The following is a 23,781-nucleotide window of genomic DNA, read 5'->3' as shown; positions in this document are numbered from 1 at the left end:
GTTTGTGTTTTATCAAGCCCTGTAAAAATCGTATCTTATATAAAAAAGGATATGAAACGAGAGGCGTTGGAAGAAGTGGTTGATAAGCATATAAGCAGTATTGAAAAACACAGCGAACGCCTGCCTGGTAAGTTCGACAAAGAAGATATTCACGACCTGCGAGTTAACTATAAAAAAGTAAGGGCTTTTCTAAGATTGCTGCTGATTGAAAAAAATACCGGCGACCTGCATATACCCCATAAATTAAAAGCGCTTTATCATGATGCCGGCAAGGTGCGGGATATGCAATTGTTCCTTGATGAGCTGCACCAATTGCCTGTTGTATTTCAATTGCCCCACTGTAACTCCCATTGGAACCGGCAATTGTTTGCCGATAAAGAAGAAGCCGTAACTGCAATAGAGGTAGTACATTTCAAAAAGATCATTTCTTCACTTACTGATGAGCTGCCAAAAGAACTGCACGACGTTACGTTAAAGAAATTCCTGCATCAGAAAGTGGCAGCCATTCACATCTTATTACTGGCCGCCGATGACGAACACGATCTGCATAGTATTCGTAAACAATTAAAAGATATTATTTACGTCATTCGCATCTTTGAGAACGATTGGGGTATTTCATTCCCAATACGAGGTGTAAGCGAAAAGAAGTTAAGCGATATGGCCTCCCTGCTGGGCGACTTTAACGACCGTTGCCTGGCCATTTCGTTGTTACAATCGGGTTATAATAATAATGAGAACGAAAATGCTGTTTTAAAGCAATTGGAAAATAGCTGGCAAATACAAAAGAATTCTCAACAACAAGAACTGTTGCAGAGGGTTAGGGAATTGCGTATTGAGCATGCGTTCTGAAAACAGCTATAAGCCATAAGCTGTAAGCTGCAAGCAAAAACAGGCGAGTCTCGAATGTCAGCTAAAAACTGAGAACTGAGAACTAAGAACTAAGAACTTTCTCCATAGCCATACTTCTCGATCCTTTAATAAGAAAGTAAGTATCGTTGAATGCCTGTCCTTTAAACCACTCCGCCGCTTCTGCCGAATTAGCCTTTTTAATAAACGGATGATCGAGCTTTAAGAAATCGCCACCAACCAGCACTACCGCTTTCCATGGGTGTTGTTTAATAAGCTCAATAATGGCCTCATGTTCCTGCAGGCTTTCATGACCCAGTTCGGCCATTCCGCCCAGCATCAATACTTTGTTGGCAGCGTGTATGCCGGCAAAGTTCTCAATAGCCAGTTTCATGCTGGTAGGATTGGCATTATAGGCATCGAGAATAAATTTATTACCGTTCTTCTCAATTAACTGCGAACGGCTGTTCGAAGGAGTATACTGCTCAATAGCTGTTTTTATTTTCTCATCGGGTATCTTGAAGAACCTGCCTGCGGTCACGGCTACAAGCACGTTAGGCAGGTTGTAGCTTCCCACCAGTTGCGTTTGTATGGTGGCGCCTTTTGTAATTGATACCGTTAAAAATGGCTCACTTTGTTGCACTGTACCCTGTATATCTACGGCATCTGTAGTGCCGTATTTGATAACGGTAGGTATGCCAACGCTCATGGTTTGCAGGTAATCGTAATCCCACATTACAAAGGCGGTACCCCCATGGGCGCGCAGGTAATCGTACAGTTCGCCTTTTCCTTTGCGCACACCTTCGATGCTGCCAAAACCTTCTAAATGCGCTTTGCCGCAATTGGTAATAATGCCATGGGTGGGCAGGGTGTATTCACAATAGCTGGCAATTTCGCGCAGGTGATTGGCGCCCATTTCTATCACGGCCATCTGGGCATCGTCTTTAACTGATAAAATGGTAAGCGGAATACCAATATGATTGTTCAGGTTGCCCTGGGTGGTGTAAGTTTTATAACCAGCCGAAAGAACGGCATGCACCAGTTCTTTGGTTGTTGTTTTTCCGTTGCTGCCGGTAATGGCTATAAATGGTATGTTGAACTGCTGGCGATGGTATTTGGCCAGCTGCTGCAGGGTGGTGAGCACATCGTCAACAACAATAATGCGGTCGTTTGGGGTAGCAGGGGCTTCATCAACAATGGCATATGCCGAGCCGGCCTCCAATGCTGCGGTAGCAAACTGGTTACCGTTGAAGTTGGGCCCTTTTAATGCAAAGAAGAGATCGCCTGTTTTCAGTTTCCGGGTATCGGTTTGTACCGAAGGATATTGCCGGTATATTTTGTAGAGTTGATCAATGGTCATAAGCAAATTTAGTTGATAAGTTGATATCCCTCTCCTTCAACCAGGGGAGGGTCCAACAAAAAAGCCTCCCGATTAATCGAGAGGCTCTTAGAATTTGAAAAGTCAATTTATCGTTTTCTTGTGTTCTGGCGTCTTGTTGGGTAATTGATACCGGTTTTGCGGCCATTACCTTCAGGGCTACCCAGGCGGTCCATTGCGCAACGGAAACCTACTGTAGAACTTCCCTGATCTTCTTCCAGGAAGCGACGTGTACCTGGGCTTAACCAGTAAGGACGGTCGTTCCAGCTACCACCTTTAATTACACGCGATTTATCGCTGATGAGCGTAGTCATACCATAACCACGGCCATTTGCTCTGTTCTTGTCGATATCAGTTTCACCATAACCTACACCGCTGATCAAAGAGTCACCATCGAGATAGTTGATAACGTTACCCTTTTGATAGTTACGGCGGTTTTTGCTTTCTTCGTCAGTTACGTATACCGTTTTAACGCGGCCTAAGCTATCTTTTTCAAACTCACCATCTTTGTTTTTGTAAACGTTCTGGTAGTGGTTACCACGATAAGGAGAAACGTCATCGTTATCGGTGGGTGACAGCGGACGGTAAATATCACCGGTCCACTCGCTCACGTTACCAGACATATTATAGATACCGAATGAGTTAGGGAAGAAAGAGTTAACCGGTGCAGTGTATACAGCGCGGTCGTTCAAACCACCGGCCACACCCATGTTATCACCATTACCGCGTTTGAAGTTGGCCAGGAAGGTACCTTGCCATGCGCCACGGCGGCTATCACGTAAACCGTTCACATTCTGCGTCCATGAGAACACTTGTTTGTTAGTTATCAACTCCTCACCACGTTTGCCTTCTTTGCGGCTTGGGTTAGGGTTTTGACCAACCAGACCCATGGCGGCGTATTCCCACTCAGCTTCTGTTGGGAGACGGTAGTTCGGTAACAAAATACCATCTTCGAAATTTACTGTAGTTCTGGGCGTACCGTTCGGGTTCTTTAAAGGGTTCTTTTTAGAACGAACCTGGTTACCAGGAGTAGGCGTAGTTAAACCAAGCAAATAAGCTTTGGTGTTGAACGACTCACTTCCCTGACCCTGAATATTTTTAACGGCTGTTTTGTTAATGAAGCCCTTATCAAGCAACGCTTTTTCGTTTACACGGTCACTGCGCCATAAACAAAAGTCGTGTGCCTGTCTCCAGGTTACACCCACAACAGGATAGTAGTTGTATGATGGGTGGCGGAGGTAGTACTCAACCAAAGGCTCGTTGTAAGCCAGCTCACTGCGCCATACCAGGGTATCGGGCAATGCACCTGCGCGTACATCTTTATATTCATCACCATCGAATACGTTGTTTATCCAGTACAAATATTCACGATAGTGAATGTTTGCTACCTCAGTACGATCGATGTAGAAAGAGTTTACTGTTTTACGGGTAGGAATGTTATTCCACTCACCCATAACATCTTCTTCGGTGGCGCCCATGGTGAAGGTACCGCCCTGAACAAACACCAGTCCGGGACCAGTACGTTGTTCTTTCTCACGGGATACCTGATAACCGCCCATGTTTTTGTCATTGTAATTCCAACCGGTAACGTCCGACTTCTCTTTCTTGTTGGACTTACAGGATGAAACTGCGGCAGCGCAGGATAGTACGATAAATAGGTTTTTCAAATTCATTTTGATGACTTTTGCCTTTAGTTCAATTTGGTTAAACGCTATTGCGAATCAAATATTGTACGGCTTTTTCATTTGCTTTTCCACAAAAACAAGCAGGACGGCGAATATACCGGTTTTTAGTAAAACAACCTGTATTACAGTGTGTTTTGGCCTCGTTAATTTGTGGAGGCCGCGCTGGTTTTTACCTGCGTTATCCACCATTCAAATTTTAAGCCGGGTATGTTGGGGTGCGGATTATTTTTTTTCCCGGTACATAATTCCTCCGGGATTCATGGTATAAAATGAATTATTTTTGGCCAGATGCGCTGTAGACCTTTTATCCACCTTATGATGGCAGGCATATTTGTCATGAACCATATGCCAGCGTTATCTCAACGTTCATATACGGCTAATTCCGTGTTGGCGATGGGTAACTGGTATAAAATAAGTTCAACAGCTCCCGGCATTTACAAAATCGACCTCCCCTTCCTTAGTTCCCTTGGCATAAACACAACCTCATTATCATCATCGGCTATCAGATTATTCGGCAATGGCTGCCAGCTGCTGCCCGAAAAACCAATCAACTCAAAACCCGACGATCTTATTGAAAACGCTTTATGGATCGAAGATGGGGGGGATGGACAGTTAAATGGCTCCGATTACGTACTGTTTTATGCTGCCGGTCCACATGCCTGGATAAAAGATTCTGCCAACAAAACCTTTCTGCACCATCGGAATATATATACCGACACCGCCTACTATTACCTGAACATTGGCGCAAACGGAAAAAGAATTCAAACCACAAATATTACCACCACACCCAATACCACCATCACCCAGGCCACCCGCAGCTATTTTTATGAACTGGATACAGTGAACTTCCTCAGCAGCGGCCGCCAATGGTATGGCGAAGAGTTTTCGAACAATGGCGGCAAACCGCTCACCCGCAGCTATACGGTGAACATGCCTAATATACTGGCTGGCTCCATTTCAGCTGCTTGTGTTGCCCGCTCTTTTGGTGTGGTTAGCCGTTTTGCTGTAAGCGTTAACAATCAGCAGGCTATGCAACTAAGCCTGCCCGCTACCACCAATGGCGCCTACGATCCTTTTGCTACAGCGGCCCAGTCAACGGCCGTCTTCAACATCAGCCAGTCGCCGTTAACCGTTCGGTTCGATTATTCCCAGGGCAGTGCAGGCAGCCAGGGTTGGCTCGACTGGTTTGAAATACAGGCCCAGGTTGACCTTTCGATGAATGGCGTTGATCAACTGCTTTTTCGCGACTGGAACAGTGTTGGCCCCGGCAGGGTGGGGGCTTTTACAATTAAGAACACCACGGCCGCCACCCAGGTATGGGATATAACCGACCCGCTGCAACCCGTTCGCATGCAGGGTTCTATGAATGGCAGTGAACTGCGTTTTGTAAACGAATGCAGCCGGTTGCACGAATACATGGTATTCAACAATACCGGCTTTTTAACACCCGGCAAAGTAGGGGCGGTGCCCAACCAGAATTTACATGGCGGCGCCATTCCACAATATATAATAATAACACACCCCAGTATATTGGGTCAGGCCCAGCGGCTGGCCCAATATCATCAGCAACGCGATAACCTGCAAACGGTGGTGGTTACGGCAAACCAGGTATTTAATGAATTTTCATCGGGTTCGCCCGACCCTGCAGCATTACGCGATTATGTAAAAATGTTCTATGACCGGGCCGGCGGCGATAGCGCCAAAGCCCCTCAATACCTGTTGCTTTTTGGCGATGCCTCGTTCGATTATCGCACGCGCATCAGCAACAATACCAACCTGTTGCCCTGTTGGGAAAGCCCCGCTTCGCTGGAACCGCTTACCACCTATACCTCCGACGATTTCTTTGGCCTGCTGGGCGATAACGACGATATAAATGGAACAGGCACCTACCTGCTCGATATTGGTATTGGTCGCATTCCTGCAAAAAATGAGCGGGAAGCACAATACATAGTAGACAAGATCATCGCTTATAACGATACCAAAAGCCTGGGCCCCTGGCGCAATGAATGCACTTTTGTGGCTGATGATGAAGACAATAACCTGCACCTGCAGGATGCCGAAACCATGACGGCTACAGTTACCGCCGCCGCACCCCAGCAAAACATTGATAAATTATACCTCGATCTTTTTCAGCAGGAAAGCAATTCGGCCGGTAGTCGTTACCCGATAGTAAACCTGGCTATAAATAATAAAATATATAATGGTACCCTGGTTTGGAACTTTACCGGTCATGGTGGATACCGCCGCCTGGCCGAAGAAGTGGTAATTGACCAGGACATAATAAACACTTTCAACAACCCTAATAAACTGCCCCTGTTCATAACCGCTACCTGCGATGTGGCGCCATACGATAATCCGCTCGTAAGCTCAATAGGTGAAAACCTGTTGTTGCGCGAAAGAACGGGCGCCATTGCTTTAATGACCACCACCCGGTTGGTATTTGCTTTCAGCAACCGGGTAATGAATGAGAATTACCTGAAAACGGCTTTTCAAAAAAAGCCCGACAGCAGCTACCGCACACTGGGCGAAGCCGTGCGCCAGGCCAAGAACATAACCTATAATTTTTTAGGCGATGTAGTAAATAACCGCAAATTCACCCTGCTGGGCGATCCGGCATTGAGTATTGCTTTCCCTGCCTACCAGGTTACCACCACGGCCGTAAATGGTGTGGCGATAAGCAATATACCCGATACCTTAAAAGCTTTATCGGAATATACCATCAGCGGTACGGTGCAGGACAAAATGGGCAATACCCTCAATGATTTTAACGGTATCATATACCCTACCATTTTCGACAAAGCGCAAACCATAAATACCCTTGGCAACGACCCTGGCAGCCAGGTGGTTCCCATTCAGGTACAAAAAAATATCCTGTTCAAGGGAAAGGCTTCGGTAACCAATGGCCGTTTTGATTTTAGTTTTATAGTGCCTAAAGACATTAGCTATCAATACGGTAATGGAAAAATTAGCTATTACACCGATAACGGCAGCAAAGACGGCAGCGGGGTATTAAAAAATATTATTATCGGCGGCTCAGGAAATGGTGTGGTAGACCCCCTCGGTCCATCTATTAAAGCGTATTTAAATGACGAGAAGTTTGTGAATGGCAGCATTACCAACAACCGGCCTGTGTTGCTGGTTAAGCTGGCCGATTCAAGTGGCATTAATATCTTAGGTACGGGCATTGGGCATAACCTGGTGGCAATACTTGATAATGATCAAAAAACTGAATTTGTGCTGAATGAATTTTATGAGAGCGACCTGAATAATTATCGCCAGGGAACGGTGCGTTTTCAAATGCCCACACTGGCAGCCGGTACACATACCCTTACCATCAGGGCATGGGATGTTGCCAATAATTCGGGGGAGGCCACCCTCGATTTCAGGGTGGTAGCACAGGAAAGTTTTTCACTAGATCACGTGTTGAATTATCCTAATCCGTTTACAACCCGCACCAGCTTTTGGTTTGAGCATAGCAGACCAGGCGAAGAATTACTTATACAGATTCAGGTATATACGATTACAGGGAAGCTGGTAAAAACGATCAAAAAAACAATATTTTCGCCTGGAAATCGTTCGAGTGACGTGGAATGGGACGCCCGGGATGATTATGGTGATAAAATCGGCCGGGGAGTGTATATTTACCGCCTGAGAGTACAAACTGCAGACGGCAAAGCAGCGGAAAAGCTTGAAAAATTGTTTATACTATAGTCTAATTAGAAAATACTTATTTTAGCCAATCTATCGACAGGAAAATTTACCCAAAATTCTTAATGGTCCGCAACAACAGGCTTTAATGCAAAAGCAAGGGTAATTTTTATGCTACCAAACTGCTATTGAGGAAAATGTTGAAAGCGGAATTGATCCTTAAAGACAACTCAAACAATGAAACGAAAATTTATTAAACTAACTGTAGGTATGTTCCTGTTGGTGGGTGCTAAGTCTGTACAAGCACAAGACCAGGCCAATCCTATTAACGTTGTAACTACAGCCGTACCTTTCTTACGTATTTCACCAGACGCCCGTGCGGGTGGTATGGGCGATTTAGGACTGGCTACATCACCAGATGCCAGCTCTCCATTTTGGAACCTGGCTAAAACGCCGTTCGCTCAAAAGAACTTTAGCATTGGGCTAACGTACACCCCTTGGTTAAAAGACCTGGGATTAAATGATGTTTATTTATTAGGATTAAGCGGATATTATAAATTAGATGAGGAATCTGCCATCGGCGGTTCAGTTCGCTATTTCAGCCTGGGTAACATTCAATTTACCGATCAGGGTGGTCTTGATCTGGGTTCGGGCCGTCCCCGCGAATTTGGTGTTGACTTCGGTTATAGCCGCAAGTTGAGCGACAAGATCGGTTTGGGTATAGCTTTGCGTTATATTCGCTCAAACCTCGCTGGTAGCCTGGCTACAACGGGTACCGCTTACAAACCCGGTTCTACCTTTGCCGGCGACATTTCTTTCTTCTATACCGGACAGAACGAAATGGGCGAAGGCTGGAATTTTGGTGCGGCCGTTACCAATCTGGGCGGAAAGATCGGTTATACCAACGATGCAACTCAAAAGGATTATATCCCAGCTAACTTAGGTTTGGGTACTACTTACACTAAAGCGTTTGACGAAACCAACAAATTAACCTTTGGCCTCGATATTCATAAATTGCTGGTGCCTACACCACCTAATTTTGTAGAGGGCGATACTGCAGTTTCAAATGCGCAGGTTGCTGAGTATAGAAACAAATCAGTAGTAGGCAGCTGGTTCAGCTCATTTAATGATGCCCCCGGCGGTTTCAAAGAAGAGTTGAAAGAATTTCAGTTTTCTTTAGGCGCTGAATATAATTATATGGACCAGTTCTTCTTCCGCGCCGGTTATTTTTATGAGAACAAAGACAAAGGCAACCGTAAATATTTTACCGCTGGTTTAGGTGTTAAATACAATGTGTTTGGTTTGAATTTCTCTTACCTGGTTCCTTCAGGTTCAGGTGTAAACCGCAACCCATTGTCTAATACCCTGCGTTTCGGCCTTATCTTCGACCTCGACGACATCAATGCAGAATAAGCTAATATGCTAATTTGCTAATGTGCAAATAGAATTCAATATATTTGAGCGTCCCGACTTTAGTCGGGACGCTTTTTTTATTAGCACATTAGCAAATTATCACATTATGCGTATTGGGTTTGGAATTGATTTTCATCAGTTAACTGAAGGGCGGGATCTATGGATAGGTGGTGTAAAAATTTCCCATCACAAAGGCGCCCTGGGGCATAGTGATGCCGACGTATTATTACATGCCATTTGCGATGCATTGCTGGGCGCCCTGGCCCTGGGCGACATCGGTGTGCATTTTCCCAATACCGACGCAACTTATAAAGACATCGACAGCAAAATATTGTTGCAGAAAAGCTACGATCTCATAAAAGCCCGTAATTACCGGGTGGTTAATGTGGATACCTCTATTTGTCTTGAAGCCCCCAAGATTAAAAAATATTCAGACCAAATGCGGCAGGTAATTGCCGGCATTCTTGAAATTACCATCGACGATGTTTCGGTAAAAGCAACTACCACAGAAAAGATGGGGTTTGTAGGCCGGGAAGAAGGACTTGTTGCTTATGCCACAGTTTTATTGCAGCCAAAAAATTAGGGATGATGCATTAAATCATACTTCCCGAAATTGAGCTGTATTTAATTATCACATTATCGAATTATCGCATTATCACATTAGCACATTATTTTTGCCCTATGTCAAAAGTAAAAGTTAAGATCATTAACCAGTCGAACAATCCGCTGCCCGAATATGCAACGGACGAAGCAGCCGGCATGGATATACGCGCTTTTATAGAAGCGCCCATCGTTCTCAACTCCCTGGAACGATTTTTAGTACCAACCGGTTTGTTTATCGAATTGCCAAAAGGATACGAAGCACAAATACGCCCACGCAGCGGTTTGGCAATAAAACAGGGATTAACCTGTTTGAACAGTCCCGGTACTATCGATTCTGATTACCGCGGCGAAGTAAAGGTCATTCTAATAAACTTATCGCAGGAACCACAAACCATACACCCCGGCGATCGTATTGCCCAAATGGTTGTACACGATGTAGAACGTGTAAAATGGAAACCCGTTAAATCAATTTCGGTAACAAAGCGCCACGAAGGTGGATTTGGTCATACCGGTAAATCATAATGAATGAAGTATTTTTTTGCCATATGTGTTTTGGCGTTGGTGACATTTTTAACCAGTTGCAGATCAACAAAGACTATTCAAACGGCTATTGCTAAAAAAGATACAGCACAGGTTGTACCGGTAGTTGACCACCGCGCCGATTCTATGCGCTATATTAAAGAGGTTTGGGATACTATTCGCACAAATCACATAAACGACTATCAAACCTTTTCGGCCAAAATAAAGGTTGATTTTGAAGGCGGTGATGGCAAAAAGAACCCACCGGTAAATGCCTTTGTGCGGTTAAAAAAAGACAGCGTGCTGTGGGTTAATATCAGCGCCGTATTAGGTATCGACGCCTTCAGGGTATTGATAACCCCCGATAGCGTAAAGGTTATCAACAAACTTAATAAAACCGTGCAGTTGCGGTCGGTTGAGTATTTGCAGGAGGTAACAAAGATCCCAATGAAGTTCAGCGATCTGCAAAACCTGCTTATTGGCAACCCTATTTTCCTTGATAGCAATATCAACTCGTATAAGAAAGACGATAAGTCTATTTCACTCATGAGCATTGGCGTATTGTTCAAACACCTGCTTACCGTGAATAAAGACGATTATACCCTGCAGCACAGCAAGCTCGATGACGTAGATGCCATCAGAGCGCGTACTGCCTATCTTAGCTATAGCGATTACCAGGTGAAAAATGGTGTTCGGTTTTCAACGCATCGTAAAATTACGGTGTCAGAAAAATCGAAGCTTGACATAGAGATGGAGTTCAAACAGTTTGATTTTAACGTTGATTTAAACTTTCCGTTCAATATTCCTAAAAATTATAAACGGAAATAAGCGTTATTGCATAACTGACGTCCAACCCTTGAAACAACCCCGTGGATCCCATATCCTGCCCAACCGTTAACACTTAAAAATCTTTCAGTATGCTGAAAATGATGATTACCTGTTTTTTGGCCGTGGCAGTGCCCGCAGCCCTGTTTGCACAACAAGGCGGTAGTGAAGAACTGAAGCGGAAGCAGGCGGAAATTCAGCGGGAAATAGATGACCTGAGGAGTACATTGAAGAGTTCGAGAAAGAACACCAAGGCGGGTTTGTTGCAATTATCGATGGTGCAAAAGAAGTTGCGTTTACGCGAACAGGCCATTAACAACATCAACCAGCAGATAGGCGTTATAGAAGGCACTATTTCAAAATCGAAAGGTGAAATAGAACGCTTGAAAGTGGAGCTCGATACTTTAAAGCAACAATATGCCAAAAGCATTGTGTATGCTTATAAGAACCGTAGTAACTACGATTTCCTGAATTTCATTTTTTCGGCTTCCAGTTTCAACGATGCGTTGCGCCGCGTGCAATATCTGCGGGCGTACCGCTTGTACCGCGAAGAGCAGGCGTCAACTATAAAAAGCACCCAGGTGCTGTACATGGATAAAATTGCAGGGCTCGAATCGAGCCGAAAGGAAAAAGACCTGGTTCTGCAAAAACAGGAAAAGCAAAAAGACGAACTGGAAGGGGAGAAGAAAGAAAAGAACGCAATCCTGTCTGAGTTGAAAGCCCGTGAAAATGAGATCTCGAAAGAACTTACTACCAAGCAAAAAGCTGATAACAAATTAAAGAGCGCCATCAAGTCTGCTATCATAAAGGAAATAAATGCTGCCCGCTTAAAAGCGGCAGAGGAAGCAAAAGAAAAAGCGCTGGCCGAGGCAAAAGCGGCTGAAGCAGCAAAGGCGAAAGAAAGAGAGCGCGAAAGAGAAAGAGAAAAAGAGCGCGAGCGCGAAGCGGAAGCGATAGCAAAAGCGAAAAAAGCGAATGAACCGGCACCAACGCCCAAAGCGCCGGTGGTAGCAAAAGTAGAAAAGCCCGAACCCAAAAAAGAAGTAGAAGCTAAAAAGCCCGAAAGCGTGCTGGAAGCAACGCCCGAAGGGTTTAGAATAAGCGGCAGCTTTGAAAGCAACAGAGGCCGGTTGCCCTGGCCCGTTGAAAAAGGACAGGTGAAGATCCACTTCGGGACCTATGCCATCGAGCACACAAAACTGCGTGGTAACAACCCCGGTATTACCCTGGCAACACAACCAGGCGCCATTGTAAGGGCCGTGTTCGAAGGCGAGATCTCGCGTATATTCGATATAGATGGTAACTGGAGTGTACTCATTCGCCATGGTAAATACTTTACGGTTTACAGTAATCTGTCATCAGTGAGTGTAACGAAAGATCAGAAGGTATCGGGCGGACAAATGTTAGGCCGCGCCGCTGCCAATGATGAAGGCCAGGGTGAGATTGAGTTCCTGCTGATGCAGGAGAATAGAAATCTTGATCCCGAAAGATGGATCAGAGGGAAATAAGTTAGCAAGTAAAAACGTTCATAAGTCCGGAAGAGAAATTATGACCCTCTTCCGGGCTTTTTCTTTTATTGATCAGGTTTAAAATTCGACCCCTATGTTAAAGTGGATGGCTACCGGTTTTCTAACGTTGGTAATTACTGTTGCCCTGCATGCCCAGCAGCCGGCTGGCGAGGATCTGAAACAACAACAAATGGAACTTCAGCGCGAGATTGATGAGTTGAACAATACGCTGAAAGATTCAAAACAACAAAGCCGCGCCGGTCAGCGACAGTTGGAGATGGTAAAGAAAAAACTGAGACTTCGTGAGAAGGCCATCGATAATATCAACCGACAGGTGAAGATGTTGGAAGGGAACATAGGTAAATCGAAAAGTAATATCGACAGTTTAAAAGACAGGCTCGATACTATGAAGGTACAATATGCAAGAAATATTGTATACTCCTATAAGCTTCGCAACAACTACGAATACCTGAGTTTTATTTTTTCAGCTAATTCCTTTACCGACGCATTCCGCCGGGCACAATACTTTCGTGCCTATCACCAGTACTGCGAAGACCAGGTAATAGCTATAAAGAACACGCAAAAATTATTGACCGGAAAATTAACCGGGCTTGAAATTGCCCGCCGTGAAAAAGATGCGGTAATTGAAAAACAGGAAAAACAAAAGGAAGAACTGGAAGAGGAAAAGAAAGAAAAGAACGCTATTGTTAAAACCCTCAAAAGCCGGGAAAAAGATATTTTAAAAGAGCTGAACGCCAAAAAGACGGCCTACAAAAAGGTAATGTCGGCAGTAACCAATGCTATCGGCGATGTATATGTAAAAGAATATAAGTCGAACGAATCGCCTGCTGCTAAAAAAGAGGTGAAGAAGCTGGAGTTAACGCCAGAAGGCAAACGCATTAGCGGCAGCTTTGAAGATAATAAAGGCCATTTGCCCTGGCCCGTTGAAAAAGCATCTATTAAAATGCATTTCGGCCGTAATGTACAGGGGCCTGTTGTAACCAACAACCCGGGGTTAACGTTGGAAACCGAACCCGGCGCAACAGTAAAAGCCATTTTTGAAGGCGAGGTAGTGCGCATCTTTGATATAGAAGGCGCCTGGAGTGTAATTGTTCGCCATGGTAAATACTTTAGCGTATACAGCAACCTGCAATCGGTAAATGTATCAAGAAATCAAAAGATAGGTGCCGACCAGTTGGTAGGTATTGCCGCTAAAAATACCGATGGCAATGGGGAGATAGACTTTATTCTTATGCAGGAAATAAAGAACCTTGATCCCGAAAAATGGCTTAAGAAGAAATAAATAAATCACTATAAGAGAAGAGGGTGTCACTTCAAAAGTAAGAGACACCCTCTTTTTATTTTACACCCGGCTGTTTATATTTTGTAAGAACCGGTTATACAGTGCCTCGTATCGGGGTACTATAGTATCAATATCGTATAAGCGCGCATGTGCAGCGGCCTTTGTTTTGAACTTTTGCAGTTTGTTTTCGTCAGACAGCAATTCAATTGCCCGTTGGCCCATGGTGGCTACATCACCAACGTCGGCCAGGTAACCGGTTTCGCCTTCTATATTAACCTCGGGCAAACCACCTGCATTACTTGAAATAACAGGTACGCCCGCAGCCATAGCTTCCAGTGCCGCCAAACCAAAGCTTTCGTAATCGGATGGTAATACAAACAGATCGGAAATAGCCAGTACTTCTTCAATTTGCTCCTGACGGCCAACAAAACGGGTTTCATCATAAATGCCCAACTCACGTGCTAAACTTTCAGCAACCGGTCTTTCGGGGCCATCGCCCACAAACAACAACTTACTTGGCACCTTCTTGTTGAGTTCGGCAAAAATGCGCACCACATCGGTTACCCTTTTCAGCTTACGGAAGTTGGAAGCGTGCAGCACCACTTTTTCATTGTGTGGGGCTATTACGCGGCGGAATGCATCGATGGGCTTTTTACGAAAACGTTTAACATCAACAAAGTTCTGAATGACCTTGATCTCTTTTTCGATCTTGAAATTACGATAGGTTTCTTCGGCCAGGTTTTGCGATACCGCAGTAATGGCATCGCTTTCATTGATAGAGAACGTTACCACCGGGGCAAAGGTTTTGTCGCGGCCTACCAGCGTAATATCGGTACCATGCAGGGTGGTGATCACCGGAATGATCTTTCCTTGTTTCTCCAGGATCTTTTTAGCCATATATGCCGCAGAGGCGTGGGGTATGGCATAATGCACATGCAGCAGATCGATATTATTATTTACAATAACATCAACCATGGTGCTCGATAACGCTGTTTCATATGGCGGATAATCGAACAGGGGATACTGAGGCACCCGTACCTCATGATAAAAAATGTTAGCATTAAACTCACTCAATCGTACGGGTTGCTGGTACGTTATAAAATGTACCTGATGTCCTTTATCAGCCAGTGCCTTTCCCAATTCGGTAGCTAAAACGCCACTGCCACCAAACGTGGGATAGCAAACAATTCCAATGCGCATACTGCGGTTTATATTAAGAGTGTGAAGGTAATTTAAAACAGCCAATTATGCCCAAGGGGATCATTTTGCCTATTTTAGCGTAAAATAACGCACATGAGATTCAAATTGTTTACGCTATTGTTAACAATTATACCTTTTATTGGCCTTGCCCAACAGGATGATTCGTTAAAAATACGGGCAATTGCCAACGAAATACTGCTTCGCAGCCAGGCATACGAAAATTTACGTGTACTTACCAAAAAGGTAGGCGCCAGGCTTACCGGTTCACCACAAACTTATAAAGCAGAGGCCTGGGGCCAGAATGCACTGCAAAAAGCAGGCGCCGACCGGGTAATAGCTCAATCATGTCTTGTACCGCATTGGGTGCGCGGCGGAAAAGACGAAGCATGGATTGTAGGCTCAAAAAACCAACCCCTCGATATTCTGGCGCTTGGAAATTCTATGGGTACCGGACCAAAAGGTATACAGGCCCCTGTTGTATTAATAAATTCATTTGAAGAACTGGAACAAAAGAAAGCCGAAGTAAAGGGAAAGATCGTTTTTTATAACTATAAGTTTAACGATACGTATGTAAGAACTTTTGAAGCTTATCGTGATGCGGTAGGTTATCGCGGTGCAGGTCCCAGCGCGGCGGCACGCCATGGAGCAGTAGGTGTACTTATTCGTTCCATGAGCCATGCAGCTGATAACAATCCACACACCGGTTCTACCCGTTACAACGATTCTTTTCCCAAAATACCTGCAGCTGCCATGGGTTTGCAGGATGCCGACAAACTCGCTGCCGCATTGGAAAAAGCACCGGTAACCCTGTTTCTGAAAACAAATGGTAAAATGTTGCCCGATACGGTGGCGCATAATATCATTGGTGAAATAACCGGTAGTGAATATCCTGATGAAATAATTACCGTAGGTGGCCACCTCGATAGTTGGGACCCTGCCGAAGGTGCGCATGATGATGGAAGTGGCTGTGTTCAATCGATAGAAATACTACGTGCATTGAAAGCCATTGGTTATAAACCCAAACGTACAATAAGGGTAGTATTGTTTGCCAATGAAGAGAATGGGTTGCGTGGCGGTGGCCGTTATGCCGAAGAAGCCCGTCTAAAAAAAGAGAAACACATTTTTGCATTGGAAAGCGATGCAGGTGGGTTTACTCCGCGTGGTTTTGGTTTTACCATGCCTGCCGAATTGCTTAAAAAAGTAAAAAGCTGGTTGCCTTTACTACAGCCCTATGGCATTAGTGAGTTGGAAATGGGCGGCGGTGGCTCTGATATTGGTCCGCTGAACCGGGAGTTAGGTACGCCGCTGGCAGGTTTAGAACCCGATTCGCAAAGGTATTTTGATATACACCATGCCCGCAGCGATGTGTTTGAAGCCGTAAATAAACGCGAACTGGAACTGGGTGCTGTATCTATGGCCGCATTAATATATCTTGTGGATAAATACGGGCTTTAACCAATTGGCAATGTGCAATAGACAATAAGCAATTATTGCCGCGCTAATGTTTGCCAATTGCTTATTGTCTATTGCCAATTGTTCAAGCAACCTAAATTCGATGAGGAAAATTATTTTTATAGTAGTTTCTATTCTTATAGTAGGCTTTGGTATCTTCTTCTACTGGAAATATTTTTATGTGTTTGGCGAAGGAGTGAAATCGGGCCATTTGAATTATGTAGTGCTGAAGGGCGATGTATGGAAAACCTACGAGGGAAAGCTTATACAGGAAGGCATACGGTCACGCACGGTAGGCAGCGTACAATCGTATGAATTTGAGTTTTCGGTAGTGAACAAACAAATTGCCGAAAAGCTAATGGCCAACAGTGGTAAATGGTTCGATTTGCATTACCGCGAGTTTCATAATGTAATTCCCTGGCGCGGCAATACAACTTATATAGTTGATAGTATACTTTCTATGAAGGAAGACAGATAGTTTATACAGCCAGCAAACAAAAGATCACAGGCCGTTTGTGCAGGTCGGGTAGTTTCTTTTTCCAGTCTGCCAGTGTTTTGGTTTGAATAAATTCAGTAGCGGCGGTTATATCGGCTGCCACACACAGTTTGGTAGTGGGTTTACCGTGTTTAATAAGGGTTTCCAGTATTTGATTATTGCGGTAAGGCGTTTCAATAAAGATCTGCGTACAGTTCTTATGGGCCGATTCTGCTTCCAGATCTTTTATAGCCTTTATACGTGCAGAGGTATCGATAGGTAAATAACCTACGAACTGAAATTGCTGCCCGTTCATACCACTGGCCATTAAAGCCATTAAGATACTGCTGGGGCCCACCAATGGTTTTATGGTGGCGCCGGCGGCATGGGCCGCTTCAGTTAACAACTGGCCGGGGTCAGCAACACCGGGGCAACCGGCTTCGCTAAGAATACCAATGGTTTTGTTCTCCCTTAAATGTTTATTGAAGGCCGAAAGCGTGGCTATATTGTTGGTTTTATCTATCAATACCCAGGTGTAGTTATCTATCACCATTTCTTTCCAAATGCTTTTTAAGAAACGGCGGGCCGTACGTTCATTCTCCACAAAAAACACCTGGCATTTGCCAACAGCATCTTTTACATATGCGGGAATAGTTTCTGTAGCATTTTCATGCAACACAGATGGGATCAGATATATAGTACTTGAAGATGTCAATTTAATAACTTTGTTTTTTATGCCTTTCTTTATCCATAAGCACATTAGCATATTATCACATTAGCCCATTATTCCACCCCTACTTTATCGTCACGGTGATATAAACTAATAGTGGCTGCTACTACTGCATAAGCAGGCGCTAATACCCAACCAATAAACGGAACAACGTGCATGAGGTAAAACACCATGCCGTTGCCAATGGCCAGGCCTTTGTGTTTACCAATAAATTGAATGCTTTCTGAAGGCGACAGCTTATGGCGTTCGCAACTATAATCGAGCATCGAAAAGCCGTAGTAATAACATTCAACCAACAACGTGGTAACCGGTACCACCCAGCCTATAAGCGGAATAAAGGAAAGTATAAGCAGGGAAATAGTATACACCGATTGCCATAACGTGTTGCGTAAAGCCAGTTTTATACCCCGTACTATATCGGCCATCAGTTGTTTAAAGCTGAAGGGGAAGTCTTTGCCTTCCATGATCGATTCGGTCTTTTCGCTGAGGTATGCAAAAACCGGGGAACCTATAATAAGGAAAAGATATTTAAAGAGGGAAAAATAGAACAACATCATGATCAGCCGCACCATAATTTCACCCATCAGGAAAAAGAAACTCAGGAACGGGCTGCGTTGCTGATGAAGCCACCGGTCGATGCCGAGCCAATGGTTAAAGCTTGAAACTACCTGGCTGGAAGAGGTCCAGAAAAAATACATGCCCCCTAAAAACAACAGGGTATAAATGATACCCGGAACGATGATCCACTTCCAAAGCCGGTGCTCCCGTATAAAGCGATGCGCCCTGGCATATGACTGAATGGCTGTAACGATTTCTTTCAGCAAGTTTTATAAATTTGATTTTTTCGTTTACTATTGTTGGGCGGGCCCAAACTTAGTAAATATTTTCCTTAGGTCATGATAATCACTAAATTTTGAGTATCATACTGGCCTAATTGTTTCATAAAATATAGTTAAAGCAGCTTCATAAAAGAAAATTGCCACTCAATGTTGCCGATGAAAAAATTAGATACCGGTTTTTATGAGCGGGCCGATGTGGTTAAAATAGCGCGGGAATTGATTGGCAAAGTGCTGGTTACCCAGTTAAGCGGGGCTATGACGTATGGCCGTATTGTTGAAACCGAGGCCTATGCCGGCGCCATTGACCGGGCCTCACATGCTTATGGCAACCGAAGGACCAACCGCACCGAAGTAATGTTCCAGGCCGGCGGCACGGCTTATGTATACCTGTGTTACGGTATTCACCACCTGTTTAATGTGGTTACCAATAAAAAGGATGTGCCCCATGCCGTTCTTATTCGCGCCATTGACCCCATACATGGCATTAATACCATGCTTGAACGCACCGGCAAAAGAGTGGCCGATTATACCCTCACCAAAGGCCCCGGCAACGTATCGAAAGCCCTGGGAATTTTCACAAAACATACGGGCCTAAACTTACTTGACGATGATATTTATATAGCCTCAGATGATTTTGTGCCCCAAAAAAAAGATATTATCGCCACACCCCGTATTGGTGTTGATTATGCCGGTGAAGATGCAAAACTACCTTACCGTTTTATTTTGAGGGATAACCCATATGTGAGTGGGAAGAAAATGAGTTTGTAGTTTGTTGTTTGTAGTTTGTTATTGCTACCGCACTTTATGGTCTTTGATAAACTGCAACTTCGCGAGGCTCGCATAACCACAAACAACAAACCATAAACCACAAACTGAATCTAGGGTAGCAAGGCTTTATAAAATGGAATTAATTCTTTAGCGAGAATTTCATGGTCCTCAACACTCGGATGACCTGTACATCCTTTGGCATTCATGGGTAGAAAGAAATACAGCGCTACCCGTTTACCCTTGGGATACAACGCATCAACCTTTCCTTTTACAGCTGTAAGGCAATTCTGTAATAAAGCACGCTTTTGATCGTGCAGCATGGCGCTGCTTAGCAGGGCTATTTGCGCTGCCGGGTATTTTGTTTTTACCAGCTGCACAAACTGAATATACTGGTTTACAAAAGCGGCGCTGTCGAACGGTTTGCGCAGTTTTCTGCCATCGCCATTACTGAAATCATTGGTGCCTAAGGCTATGCTTACTATCTGTGGGGTATACGTTGAAAAATTCCAGGTTTGTTGTGAGCTAATTCTGAAATCGGTTTTTTCATACATCTGCGGCATACCCGGTCCTTCGTCGTTCCAGTTACGGTAAATGCCAATGCCACTCACACTGCTCATTATATAATTGGCGCCCAATGCGCGGGCCACACGCGGGCCATAAGCCATATACGCATTATGCTGATCGTGATATACACCCGTACCACAGGGTACGTCAGAAGCATCTGCTGCAGCGCCACAGGTAATGCTGTTGCCAATAAATTCAATAAGCGGCGCCTCGGGGCGTTCAAGCGCTTTTACTTTTCGGGCATTTACCGATTGAATAATAATGGGGCCGGTATGGGCTTCGGTGGCTTTGTATATCCAAACGGTATGTTTACCCGCTGTTGGGGCTACTATTGTAATAAGTTTGGTAGAGGAATCAATGCGAATGCGGTTCTTATAAACGCCATCCAGCTCGTATTGCAGATAGTTGTGATGCAGCCAGGCTGGTAACGATACCTGCAGGTGAAAGGCCCTGTCATCAAAGCTAAAACCAAATTGACAGGCGGAACTGATCAACTCCAGGTGCTGTTGCTCGTTGATGACGCTTCGCCCAAAAGGGTGCAGGTCAATGGCCGGTAAATGATCAATAGGTGTATCGCTGCGTTTGGTCAATGAACAACCGAAAACAAAGCAGCATGTGATTACGGTTATAAGTGTTTTAATGGCAGGCTGTAAAAGCATATGGCGCCAAAAATATTTTATTTGGCGCCATATGCGTAGTATTTTTTTATCGAAAGAGTATACTATAATGTTAAAAGTGCGGACAGGGGATACCCTTGTTGCCTGGCGGACGCTTGATAAATATGAGAGAAATTTCAATACCACCACGGCTTTGTGAAGCAGCTTTCAAACTGGATATGTTTACATCGTAAGAGGCACCCAGTCTGAAACCACCAAACTCAAGACCCACATAAGGAATAAGGGCGTCGTTCACATTGTTGAAGCGCGTCCATAAGCCTGCATAAAAGTTGGTGGGGTTTTCTTCATCCTCATTCATCATAAAGCCAACTGCGCCGCCCGCTACCATGTTGGTGGCACCGGCCTGCCGGCTGAACAATGTGCTTATGTAAACTGTGCGGCTGTTGTCGGCAAAAGGAATGGCGCCGCCCGCGTTTACGGTTAACCGGGGATTGAGTGTATAGAAGATATCGCCGGTAAACGATTCTTTGGGTTTGTTAAGGTGGTAGCCCGATATTCCCAAATAGTAGTTGTTATACCCATCGGTTGAACCATTGAACAGGGCGCCTACCGAAAGATCGAAATAACTGAGGTTGATCTGCCTTTCGTTCACTGTTTCGCCGGTGGGGTTCGTCCAACCGCCAAACTGGTCAAGTTCATCTTCGAAATTCAGTTTTGTACCGTCGAGCCGTTTTGTATTGTAGGTTCCCTGAAAGCCCAAACCGATAGAGTTCAATCCATCTTCGTCGATGCCTTTATGATAGGAGGTAGAAAGGGACAGCATGTTAGTGGATAGGATACCGTTAGCAGTTTTATCCGTCATTGCCAGTACCCCAACACCCCAGGTATCAAGTTCAGAGATCTTGTTACGTAATATGGGCGCGTCGAAAGAAACAGTTGAAGTTACGAATGCCTTACTGATCGCCGGCCATTGGTCGCGGTAGTTGCCCGCTATGCGAAAGTCGCCATTGAATTTGCCGGTTAAAGCAGGGTTAAGTGTAAGGGGTGAAACGAAGAACTGTGAAAAATTGGGGTCTTGTGCCGAGGCTGTCTTCAGCAGGGTGCATGTTAGAATTACTAATAATAATTTCCTCATCCGCATTGGTTTCGAGTCTAATAACAAAATACGAAAAATAAACGACAAGTCTTGCTATAAACGGTTTAACCGGGTATTAAATTTTCAACACCCGCACGTTCTCTCACAAAAGAATTATCTAATTTATACTTACTTTTTTCTGAAAAGGTTGGCTCAGGAAAAGAAAGGCTGAAAATGGTGCAAAAGCACTATTTACATCTGTACTTTGGTACCAAATGCGAGGTCGCCTGCATCTCCCAATCCGGGAACAATATACCCTTTTGCCGTTAGTTCTTCGTCGATGGCGCCGCACCAGATCTTCACATGCGGTTCGCTGCGTTTCACGTATTCAATGCCAACTGTACAGGCAATGGCTACTACCACATGAATTTCACTTGGGTGCCCTTCATCGCGCAGATATTGAATGGTTTTTACCAGTGAAGAACCTGTTGCCAGCATGGGATCTGAAATGATCACCACCCTGTTCTCCAGCTCGGGGCAGGAAATATAGTCGAGGCTGATTTCAAAACTACCGTCGTGATTGTGTTTGCGGTAGGCAGATATAAAGGCATTGTCGGCCTTATCGAAGTAATTCAGTAAACCCTGGTGCAGGGGCAGGCCGGCCCGCAGAATAGTGGCCAGCACCGGTTGGTCTTTCAGCACTTTGCATTGCGAAATGCCCAGCGGGGTTTGCACTTCTTTTTCTTCATATACCAGTTTGCGGCTTATTTCATAAGCGGCTATTTCTCCAATTCGTTCCAGGTTTCGGCGGAACCGCATGCGGTCCGACTGAATTTGAACGTCCCTGATCTCGCTGATCCAGCCTGAAATCAATGAACATTCTGAGCTTAGGTTGATGACCATTTAGAATCGTTTTGGATTTTGGTTGGCGATATATGAAATTTGACGGGCAAATCTATTCTAAATATTCTTTTTTAATACCAGAAATCTACCAACTGTTATGATATATCGGGCAATCGGCATTATGAGCGGAAGTTCTCTCGACGGACTGGACATTGCATTTGTTGAATTTCATGAAAGCGCAGGCAAATGGGAATATGAGATAAAAGCGGCTGATTGCTACCCCTACAGCGAAGAGTGGGTAAAGCGGCTGCGTGGGGCCATTCAACTTAATGCATTGGATTATCAGCTGTTGCACGCAGAATACGGCCATTATATTGGCGAACAGGTAAATGCGTTCATTGCCCAACACAACCTGCAGTACCAGGTACAATTGATAGCCTCGCATGGCCATACCACTTTTCATGCCCCCGCTCAAAAAATGACCGGCCAACTGGGCGATGGCGCCGCCATTGCTGCTGAAACGGGTATTAACGTGGTAAGCGACCTTCGGGCCATGGATGTTGCCCTGGGCGGTCAGGGCGCGCCTATTGTGCCTATTGGTGAGAAATTACTGCTGGGCAACTATAACTTTTTCCTGAACCTGGGCGGTATAGCCAACATTTCGTATAACAACCCTAACAAATACATTGCTTTTGACGTTTGCCCGGCCAACCGGGTTATGAATATGCTGGCCCATGAAGCTGGTAAACCTTACGACGATGGCGGACAAATTGCCGCCAGCGGCAAACTGAACAAAAGCCTGTTGAGCATGCTGAACGACCTGGAATACTATCGCATGCCGCATCCCAAATCGCTGGCCAATGATTTTGGCACCGATGTGCTGTATCCGCTGGTAAAAGGCAGCGGCGTTACAACTGAAGATGCACTACATACCATGGTTGAGCATATTGCCACTCAAATAAGCGCACCTATTTTGAACCTGTTGAAGAATGCCCCCCCGGCAAACGGTGCACTGAAACTGCTGGCAACCGGTGGTGGCGCCCATAACCGGTTTTTGATAGAACGCCTGCAGGCTGCATTACAACCAGCCGGGGTAGAGGTAGTGGTGCCTGAAAAGAATATTATTGATTTTAAAGAAGCCCTTATTATGGCGCTGATAGGCATATTACGCTGGCGCGAAGAGTACAATGTACTGGCTTCGGTTACCGGTGCCTCGAGAAGTAGTATTGGGGGCGCGGTTTGGATAGGACAGGAAGCGTAATGTACTAATGTGATAATTGGCTAATGTGATAATGCCGGTTCGCGGAGTTCAGTTCACAGTTTTCAGTTTTTAGTTCTTAGTTGTGAGTTGCTGGTTATTGAGTTGTTCAGTTATTCAGTTTGTAAGTCATAAATGCCCGCCTTATTCGCCTGCGGCGAGTGCGGCGGGCCGCTGAAAAAAGCGAGTCTCGAATTGAGGCTCCTTGTCAACGTGTCAACTTGTTAACGTG

General features: G+C 44.9%; 20 protein-coding genes. 12 read left to right on the top strand and 8 right to left on the bottom strand.

Annotation, left to right across the window (positions count from 1 at the left end; all coding sequences use genetic code 11):
- The first annotated feature begins 51 nt into the window (after nucleotides 1-51).
- On the top strand, nucleotides 52-849 hold the full coding sequence (locus tag GGD38_RS09945) for a CHAD domain-containing protein (RefSeq protein WP_375298148.1): 798 nt from the start codon (nucleotides 52-54) through the stop codon (nucleotides 847-849).
- 82 nt (nucleotides 850-931) lie between these two features.
- Here GGD38_RS09945 and murF read toward each other — a convergent pair whose 3' ends face one another.
- Together murF and GGD38_RS09935 are read right to left on the bottom strand one after the other, a co-directional pair.
- Entirely contained in the window at nucleotides 932-2,206 is a 1,275-nt protein-coding gene (gene murF, locus GGD38_RS09940; protein ID WP_375298149.1) for a UDP-N-acetylmuramoyl-tripeptide--D-alanyl-D-alanine ligase, read from the bottom strand.
- Between the two features lie 107 nt (nucleotides 2,207-2,313).
- On the bottom strand, nucleotides 2,314-3,897 hold the full coding sequence (locus tag GGD38_RS09935) for an SUMF1/EgtB/PvdO family nonheme iron enzyme (RefSeq protein WP_375298150.1): 1,584 nt from the start codon (nucleotides 3,895-3,897) through the stop codon (nucleotides 2,314-2,316).
- Nucleotides 3,898-4,254: 357 nt separating this feature from the next.
- Here GGD38_RS09935 and porU point away from each other — a divergent pair, with 357 nt between their 5' ends.
- The 7 genes from porU to GGD38_RS09900 all read left to right on the top strand — a co-directional run bounded on the left by porU (nucleotide 4,255) and on the right by GGD38_RS09900 (nucleotide 13,728).
- Nucleotides 4,255-7,620 (top strand): type IX secretion system sortase PorU, encoded by a 3,366-nt coding sequence (gene porU / locus GGD38_RS09930; RefSeq protein WP_375298151.1) that lies wholly within the window; start codon nucleotides 4,255-4,257, stop codon nucleotides 7,618-7,620.
- 174 nt (nucleotides 7,621-7,794) lie between these two features.
- On the top strand, nucleotides 7,795-8,970 hold the full coding sequence (gene porV, locus GGD38_RS09925; protein ID WP_375298152.1) for a type IX secretion system outer membrane channel protein PorV: 1,176 nt from the start codon (nucleotides 7,795-7,797) through the stop codon (nucleotides 8,968-8,970).
- A 106-nt stretch (nucleotides 8,971-9,076) separates the two neighbouring features.
- Nucleotides 9,077-9,553: a 2-C-methyl-D-erythritol 2,4-cyclodiphosphate synthase gene (ispF, locus tag GGD38_RS09920; RefSeq protein ID WP_375298153.1), complete on the top strand. Its 477-nt coding sequence runs from the start codon at nucleotides 9,077-9,079 to the stop codon at nucleotides 9,551-9,553.
- Nucleotides 9,554-9,651: 98 nt separating this feature from the next.
- Nucleotides 9,652-10,095, top strand: a complete 444-nt coding sequence (dut, locus tag GGD38_RS09915; RefSeq protein ID WP_375298154.1) for a dUTP diphosphatase — start codon at nucleotides 9,652-9,654, stop codon at nucleotides 10,093-10,095.
- Between the two features lie 3 nt (nucleotides 10,096-10,098).
- Nucleotides 10,099-10,920: a DUF4292 domain-containing protein gene (locus GGD38_RS09910; protein WP_375298155.1), complete on the top strand. Its 822-nt coding sequence runs from the start codon at nucleotides 10,099-10,101 to the stop codon at nucleotides 10,918-10,920.
- 89 nt (nucleotides 10,921-11,009) lie between these two features.
- Nucleotides 11,010-12,425, top strand: coding sequence for a murein hydrolase activator EnvC family protein (locus GGD38_RS09905; RefSeq protein WP_375298156.1), 1,416 nt, complete (start codon nucleotides 11,010-11,012; stop codon nucleotides 12,423-12,425).
- A gap of 94 nt (nucleotides 12,426-12,519) precedes the next feature.
- Nucleotides 12,520-13,728, top strand: coding sequence for a murein hydrolase activator EnvC family protein (locus GGD38_RS09900; protein ID WP_375298157.1), 1,209 nt, complete (start codon nucleotides 12,520-12,522; stop codon nucleotides 13,726-13,728).
- Nucleotides 13,729-13,788: 60 nt separating this feature from the next.
- Here the strand turns inward: GGD38_RS09900 and bshA are convergent, their stop codons facing one another.
- Complete coding sequence (bshA, locus tag GGD38_RS09895; RefSeq protein ID WP_375298158.1) at nucleotides 13,789-14,928, bottom strand: N-acetyl-alpha-D-glucosaminyl L-malate synthase BshA; 1,140 nt, start codon at nucleotides 14,926-14,928, stop codon at nucleotides 13,789-13,791.
- Nucleotides 14,929-15,021: 93 nt separating this feature from the next.
- On the opposite strand from bshA, the gene GGD38_RS09890 reads away from it, so the two are divergent.
- Both GGD38_RS09890 and GGD38_RS09885 read left to right on the top strand, forming a co-directional pair.
- On the top strand, nucleotides 15,022-16,383 hold the full coding sequence (locus tag GGD38_RS09890) for a M20/M25/M40 family metallo-hydrolase (RefSeq protein ID WP_375298159.1): 1,362 nt from the start codon (nucleotides 15,022-15,024) through the stop codon (nucleotides 16,381-16,383).
- A 100-nt stretch (nucleotides 16,384-16,483) separates the two neighbouring features.
- Entirely contained in the window at nucleotides 16,484-16,858 is a 375-nt protein-coding gene (locus tag GGD38_RS09885; protein WP_375298160.1) for a hypothetical protein, read from the top strand.
- Between the two features lies 1 nt (nucleotide 16,859).
- Here GGD38_RS09885 and GGD38_RS09880 read toward each other — a convergent pair whose 3' ends face one another.
- The gene (locus tag GGD38_RS09880; protein ID WP_375303800.1) at nucleotides 16,860-17,570 is read right to left on the bottom strand and encodes an SAM-dependent methyltransferase; all 711 of its coding nucleotides are present in this window, start codon (nucleotides 17,568-17,570) and stop codon (nucleotides 16,860-16,862) included.
- A 68-nt stretch (nucleotides 17,571-17,638) separates the two neighbouring features.
- Nucleotides 17,639-18,409: an EI24 domain-containing protein gene (locus GGD38_RS09875; RefSeq protein ID WP_375298162.1), complete on the bottom strand. Its 771-nt coding sequence runs from the start codon at nucleotides 18,407-18,409 to the stop codon at nucleotides 17,639-17,641.
- A gap of 171 nt (nucleotides 18,410-18,580) precedes the next feature.
- Here GGD38_RS09875 and GGD38_RS09870 point away from each other — a divergent pair, with 171 nt between their 5' ends.
- Nucleotides 18,581-19,192 (top strand): DNA-3-methyladenine glycosylase, encoded by a 612-nt coding sequence (locus GGD38_RS09870; protein WP_375298163.1) that lies wholly within the window; start codon nucleotides 18,581-18,583, stop codon nucleotides 19,190-19,192.
- 110 nt (nucleotides 19,193-19,302) lie between these two features.
- Here GGD38_RS09870 and GGD38_RS09865 read toward each other — a convergent pair whose 3' ends face one another.
- The 3 genes from GGD38_RS09865 to upp form a co-directional block, all read right to left on the bottom strand.
- Nucleotides 19,303-20,415 carry a GDSL-type esterase/lipase family protein gene (locus GGD38_RS09865; RefSeq protein ID WP_375298164.1) on the bottom strand — a complete coding sequence of 371 codons (1,113 nt, stop codon included), beginning with the start codon at nucleotides 20,413-20,415 and terminating at the stop codon, nucleotides 19,303-19,305.
- A 70-nt stretch (nucleotides 20,416-20,485) separates the two neighbouring features.
- Nucleotides 20,486-21,508, bottom strand: a complete 1,023-nt coding sequence (locus GGD38_RS09860; protein WP_375298165.1) for a PorP/SprF family type IX secretion system membrane protein — start codon at nucleotides 21,506-21,508, stop codon at nucleotides 20,486-20,488.
- A 192-nt stretch (nucleotides 21,509-21,700) separates the two neighbouring features.
- On the bottom strand, nucleotides 21,701-22,351 hold the full coding sequence (gene upp, locus GGD38_RS09855; RefSeq protein WP_375298166.1) for a uracil phosphoribosyltransferase: 651 nt from the start codon (nucleotides 22,349-22,351) through the stop codon (nucleotides 21,701-21,703).
- Between the two features lie 97 nt (nucleotides 22,352-22,448).
- On the opposite strand from upp, the gene GGD38_RS09850 reads away from it, so the two are divergent.
- Complete coding sequence (locus tag GGD38_RS09850; RefSeq protein ID WP_375303799.1) at nucleotides 22,449-23,552, top strand: anhydro-N-acetylmuramic acid kinase; 1,104 nt, start codon at nucleotides 22,449-22,451, stop codon at nucleotides 23,550-23,552.
- The last annotated feature ends 229 nt before the right edge of the window (nucleotides 23,553-23,781 follow it).

This window comes from Niastella sp. OAS944, from assembly GCA_024809215.1.
Lineage (GTDB): Bacteria > Bacteroidota > Bacteroidia > Chitinophagales > Chitinophagaceae > Niastella.
This window is presented reverse-complemented; position numbering and strand designations above follow the sequence as displayed.

What these genes read in the sequence shown, in the direction of transcription:
- GGD38_RS09945 (WP_375298148.1), top strand. Translation starts at nt 52, where the DNA reads ATGAAACGAGAGGCGTTGGAAGAAGTGGTTGATAAGCATATAAGCAGT.
- murF (WP_375298149.1), bottom strand. Translation starts at nt 2,206, where the DNA reads ATGACCATTGATCAACTCTACAAAATATACCGGCAATATCCTTCGGTA.
- GGD38_RS09935 (WP_375298150.1), bottom strand. Translation starts at nt 3,897, where the DNA reads ATGAATTTGAAAAACCTATTTATCGTACTATCCTGCGCTGCCGCAGTT.
- porU (WP_375298151.1), top strand. Translation starts at nt 4,255, where the DNA reads ATGCCAGCGTTATCTCAACGTTCATATACGGCTAATTCCGTGTTGGCG.
- porV (WP_375298152.1), top strand. Translation starts at nt 7,795, where the DNA reads ATGAAACGAAAATTTATTAAACTAACTGTAGGTATGTTCCTGTTGGTG.
- ispF (WP_375298153.1), top strand. Translation starts at nt 9,077, where the DNA reads ATGCGTATTGGGTTTGGAATTGATTTTCATCAGTTAACTGAAGGGCGG.
- dut (WP_375298154.1), top strand. Translation starts at nt 9,652, where the DNA reads ATGTCAAAAGTAAAAGTTAAGATCATTAACCAGTCGAACAATCCGCTG.
- GGD38_RS09910 (WP_375298155.1), top strand. Translation starts at nt 10,099, where the DNA reads ATGAAGTATTTTTTTGCCATATGTGTTTTGGCGTTGGTGACATTTTTA.
- GGD38_RS09905 (WP_375298156.1), top strand. Translation starts at nt 11,010, where the DNA reads ATGCTGAAAATGATGATTACCTGTTTTTTGGCCGTGGCAGTGCCCGCA.
- GGD38_RS09900 (WP_375298157.1), top strand. Translation starts at nt 12,520, where the DNA reads ATGTTAAAGTGGATGGCTACCGGTTTTCTAACGTTGGTAATTACTGTT.
- bshA (WP_375298158.1), bottom strand. Translation starts at nt 14,928, where the DNA reads ATGCGCATTGGAATTGTTTGCTATCCCACGTTTGGTGGCAGTGGCGTT.
- GGD38_RS09890 (WP_375298159.1), top strand. Translation starts at nt 15,022, where the DNA reads ATGAGATTCAAATTGTTTACGCTATTGTTAACAATTATACCTTTTATT.
- GGD38_RS09885 (WP_375298160.1), top strand. Translation starts at nt 16,484, where the DNA reads ATGAGGAAAATTATTTTTATAGTAGTTTCTATTCTTATAGTAGGCTTT.
- GGD38_RS09870 (WP_375298163.1), top strand. Translation starts at nt 18,581, where the DNA reads ATGAAAAAATTAGATACCGGTTTTTATGAGCGGGCCGATGTGGTTAAA.
- GGD38_RS09865 (WP_375298164.1), bottom strand. Translation starts at nt 20,415, where the DNA reads ATGCTTTTACAGCCTGCCATTAAAACACTTATAACCGTAATCACATGC.
- GGD38_RS09860 (WP_375298165.1), bottom strand. Translation starts at nt 21,508, where the DNA reads ATGAGGAAATTATTATTAGTAATTCTAACATGCACCCTGCTGAAGACA.
- upp (WP_375298166.1), bottom strand. Translation starts at nt 22,351, where the DNA reads ATGGTCATCAACCTAAGCTCAGAATGTTCATTGATTTCAGGCTGGATC.
- GGD38_RS09850 (WP_375303799.1), top strand. Translation starts at nt 22,449, where the DNA reads ATGATATATCGGGCAATCGGCATTATGAGCGGAAGTTCTCTCGACGGA.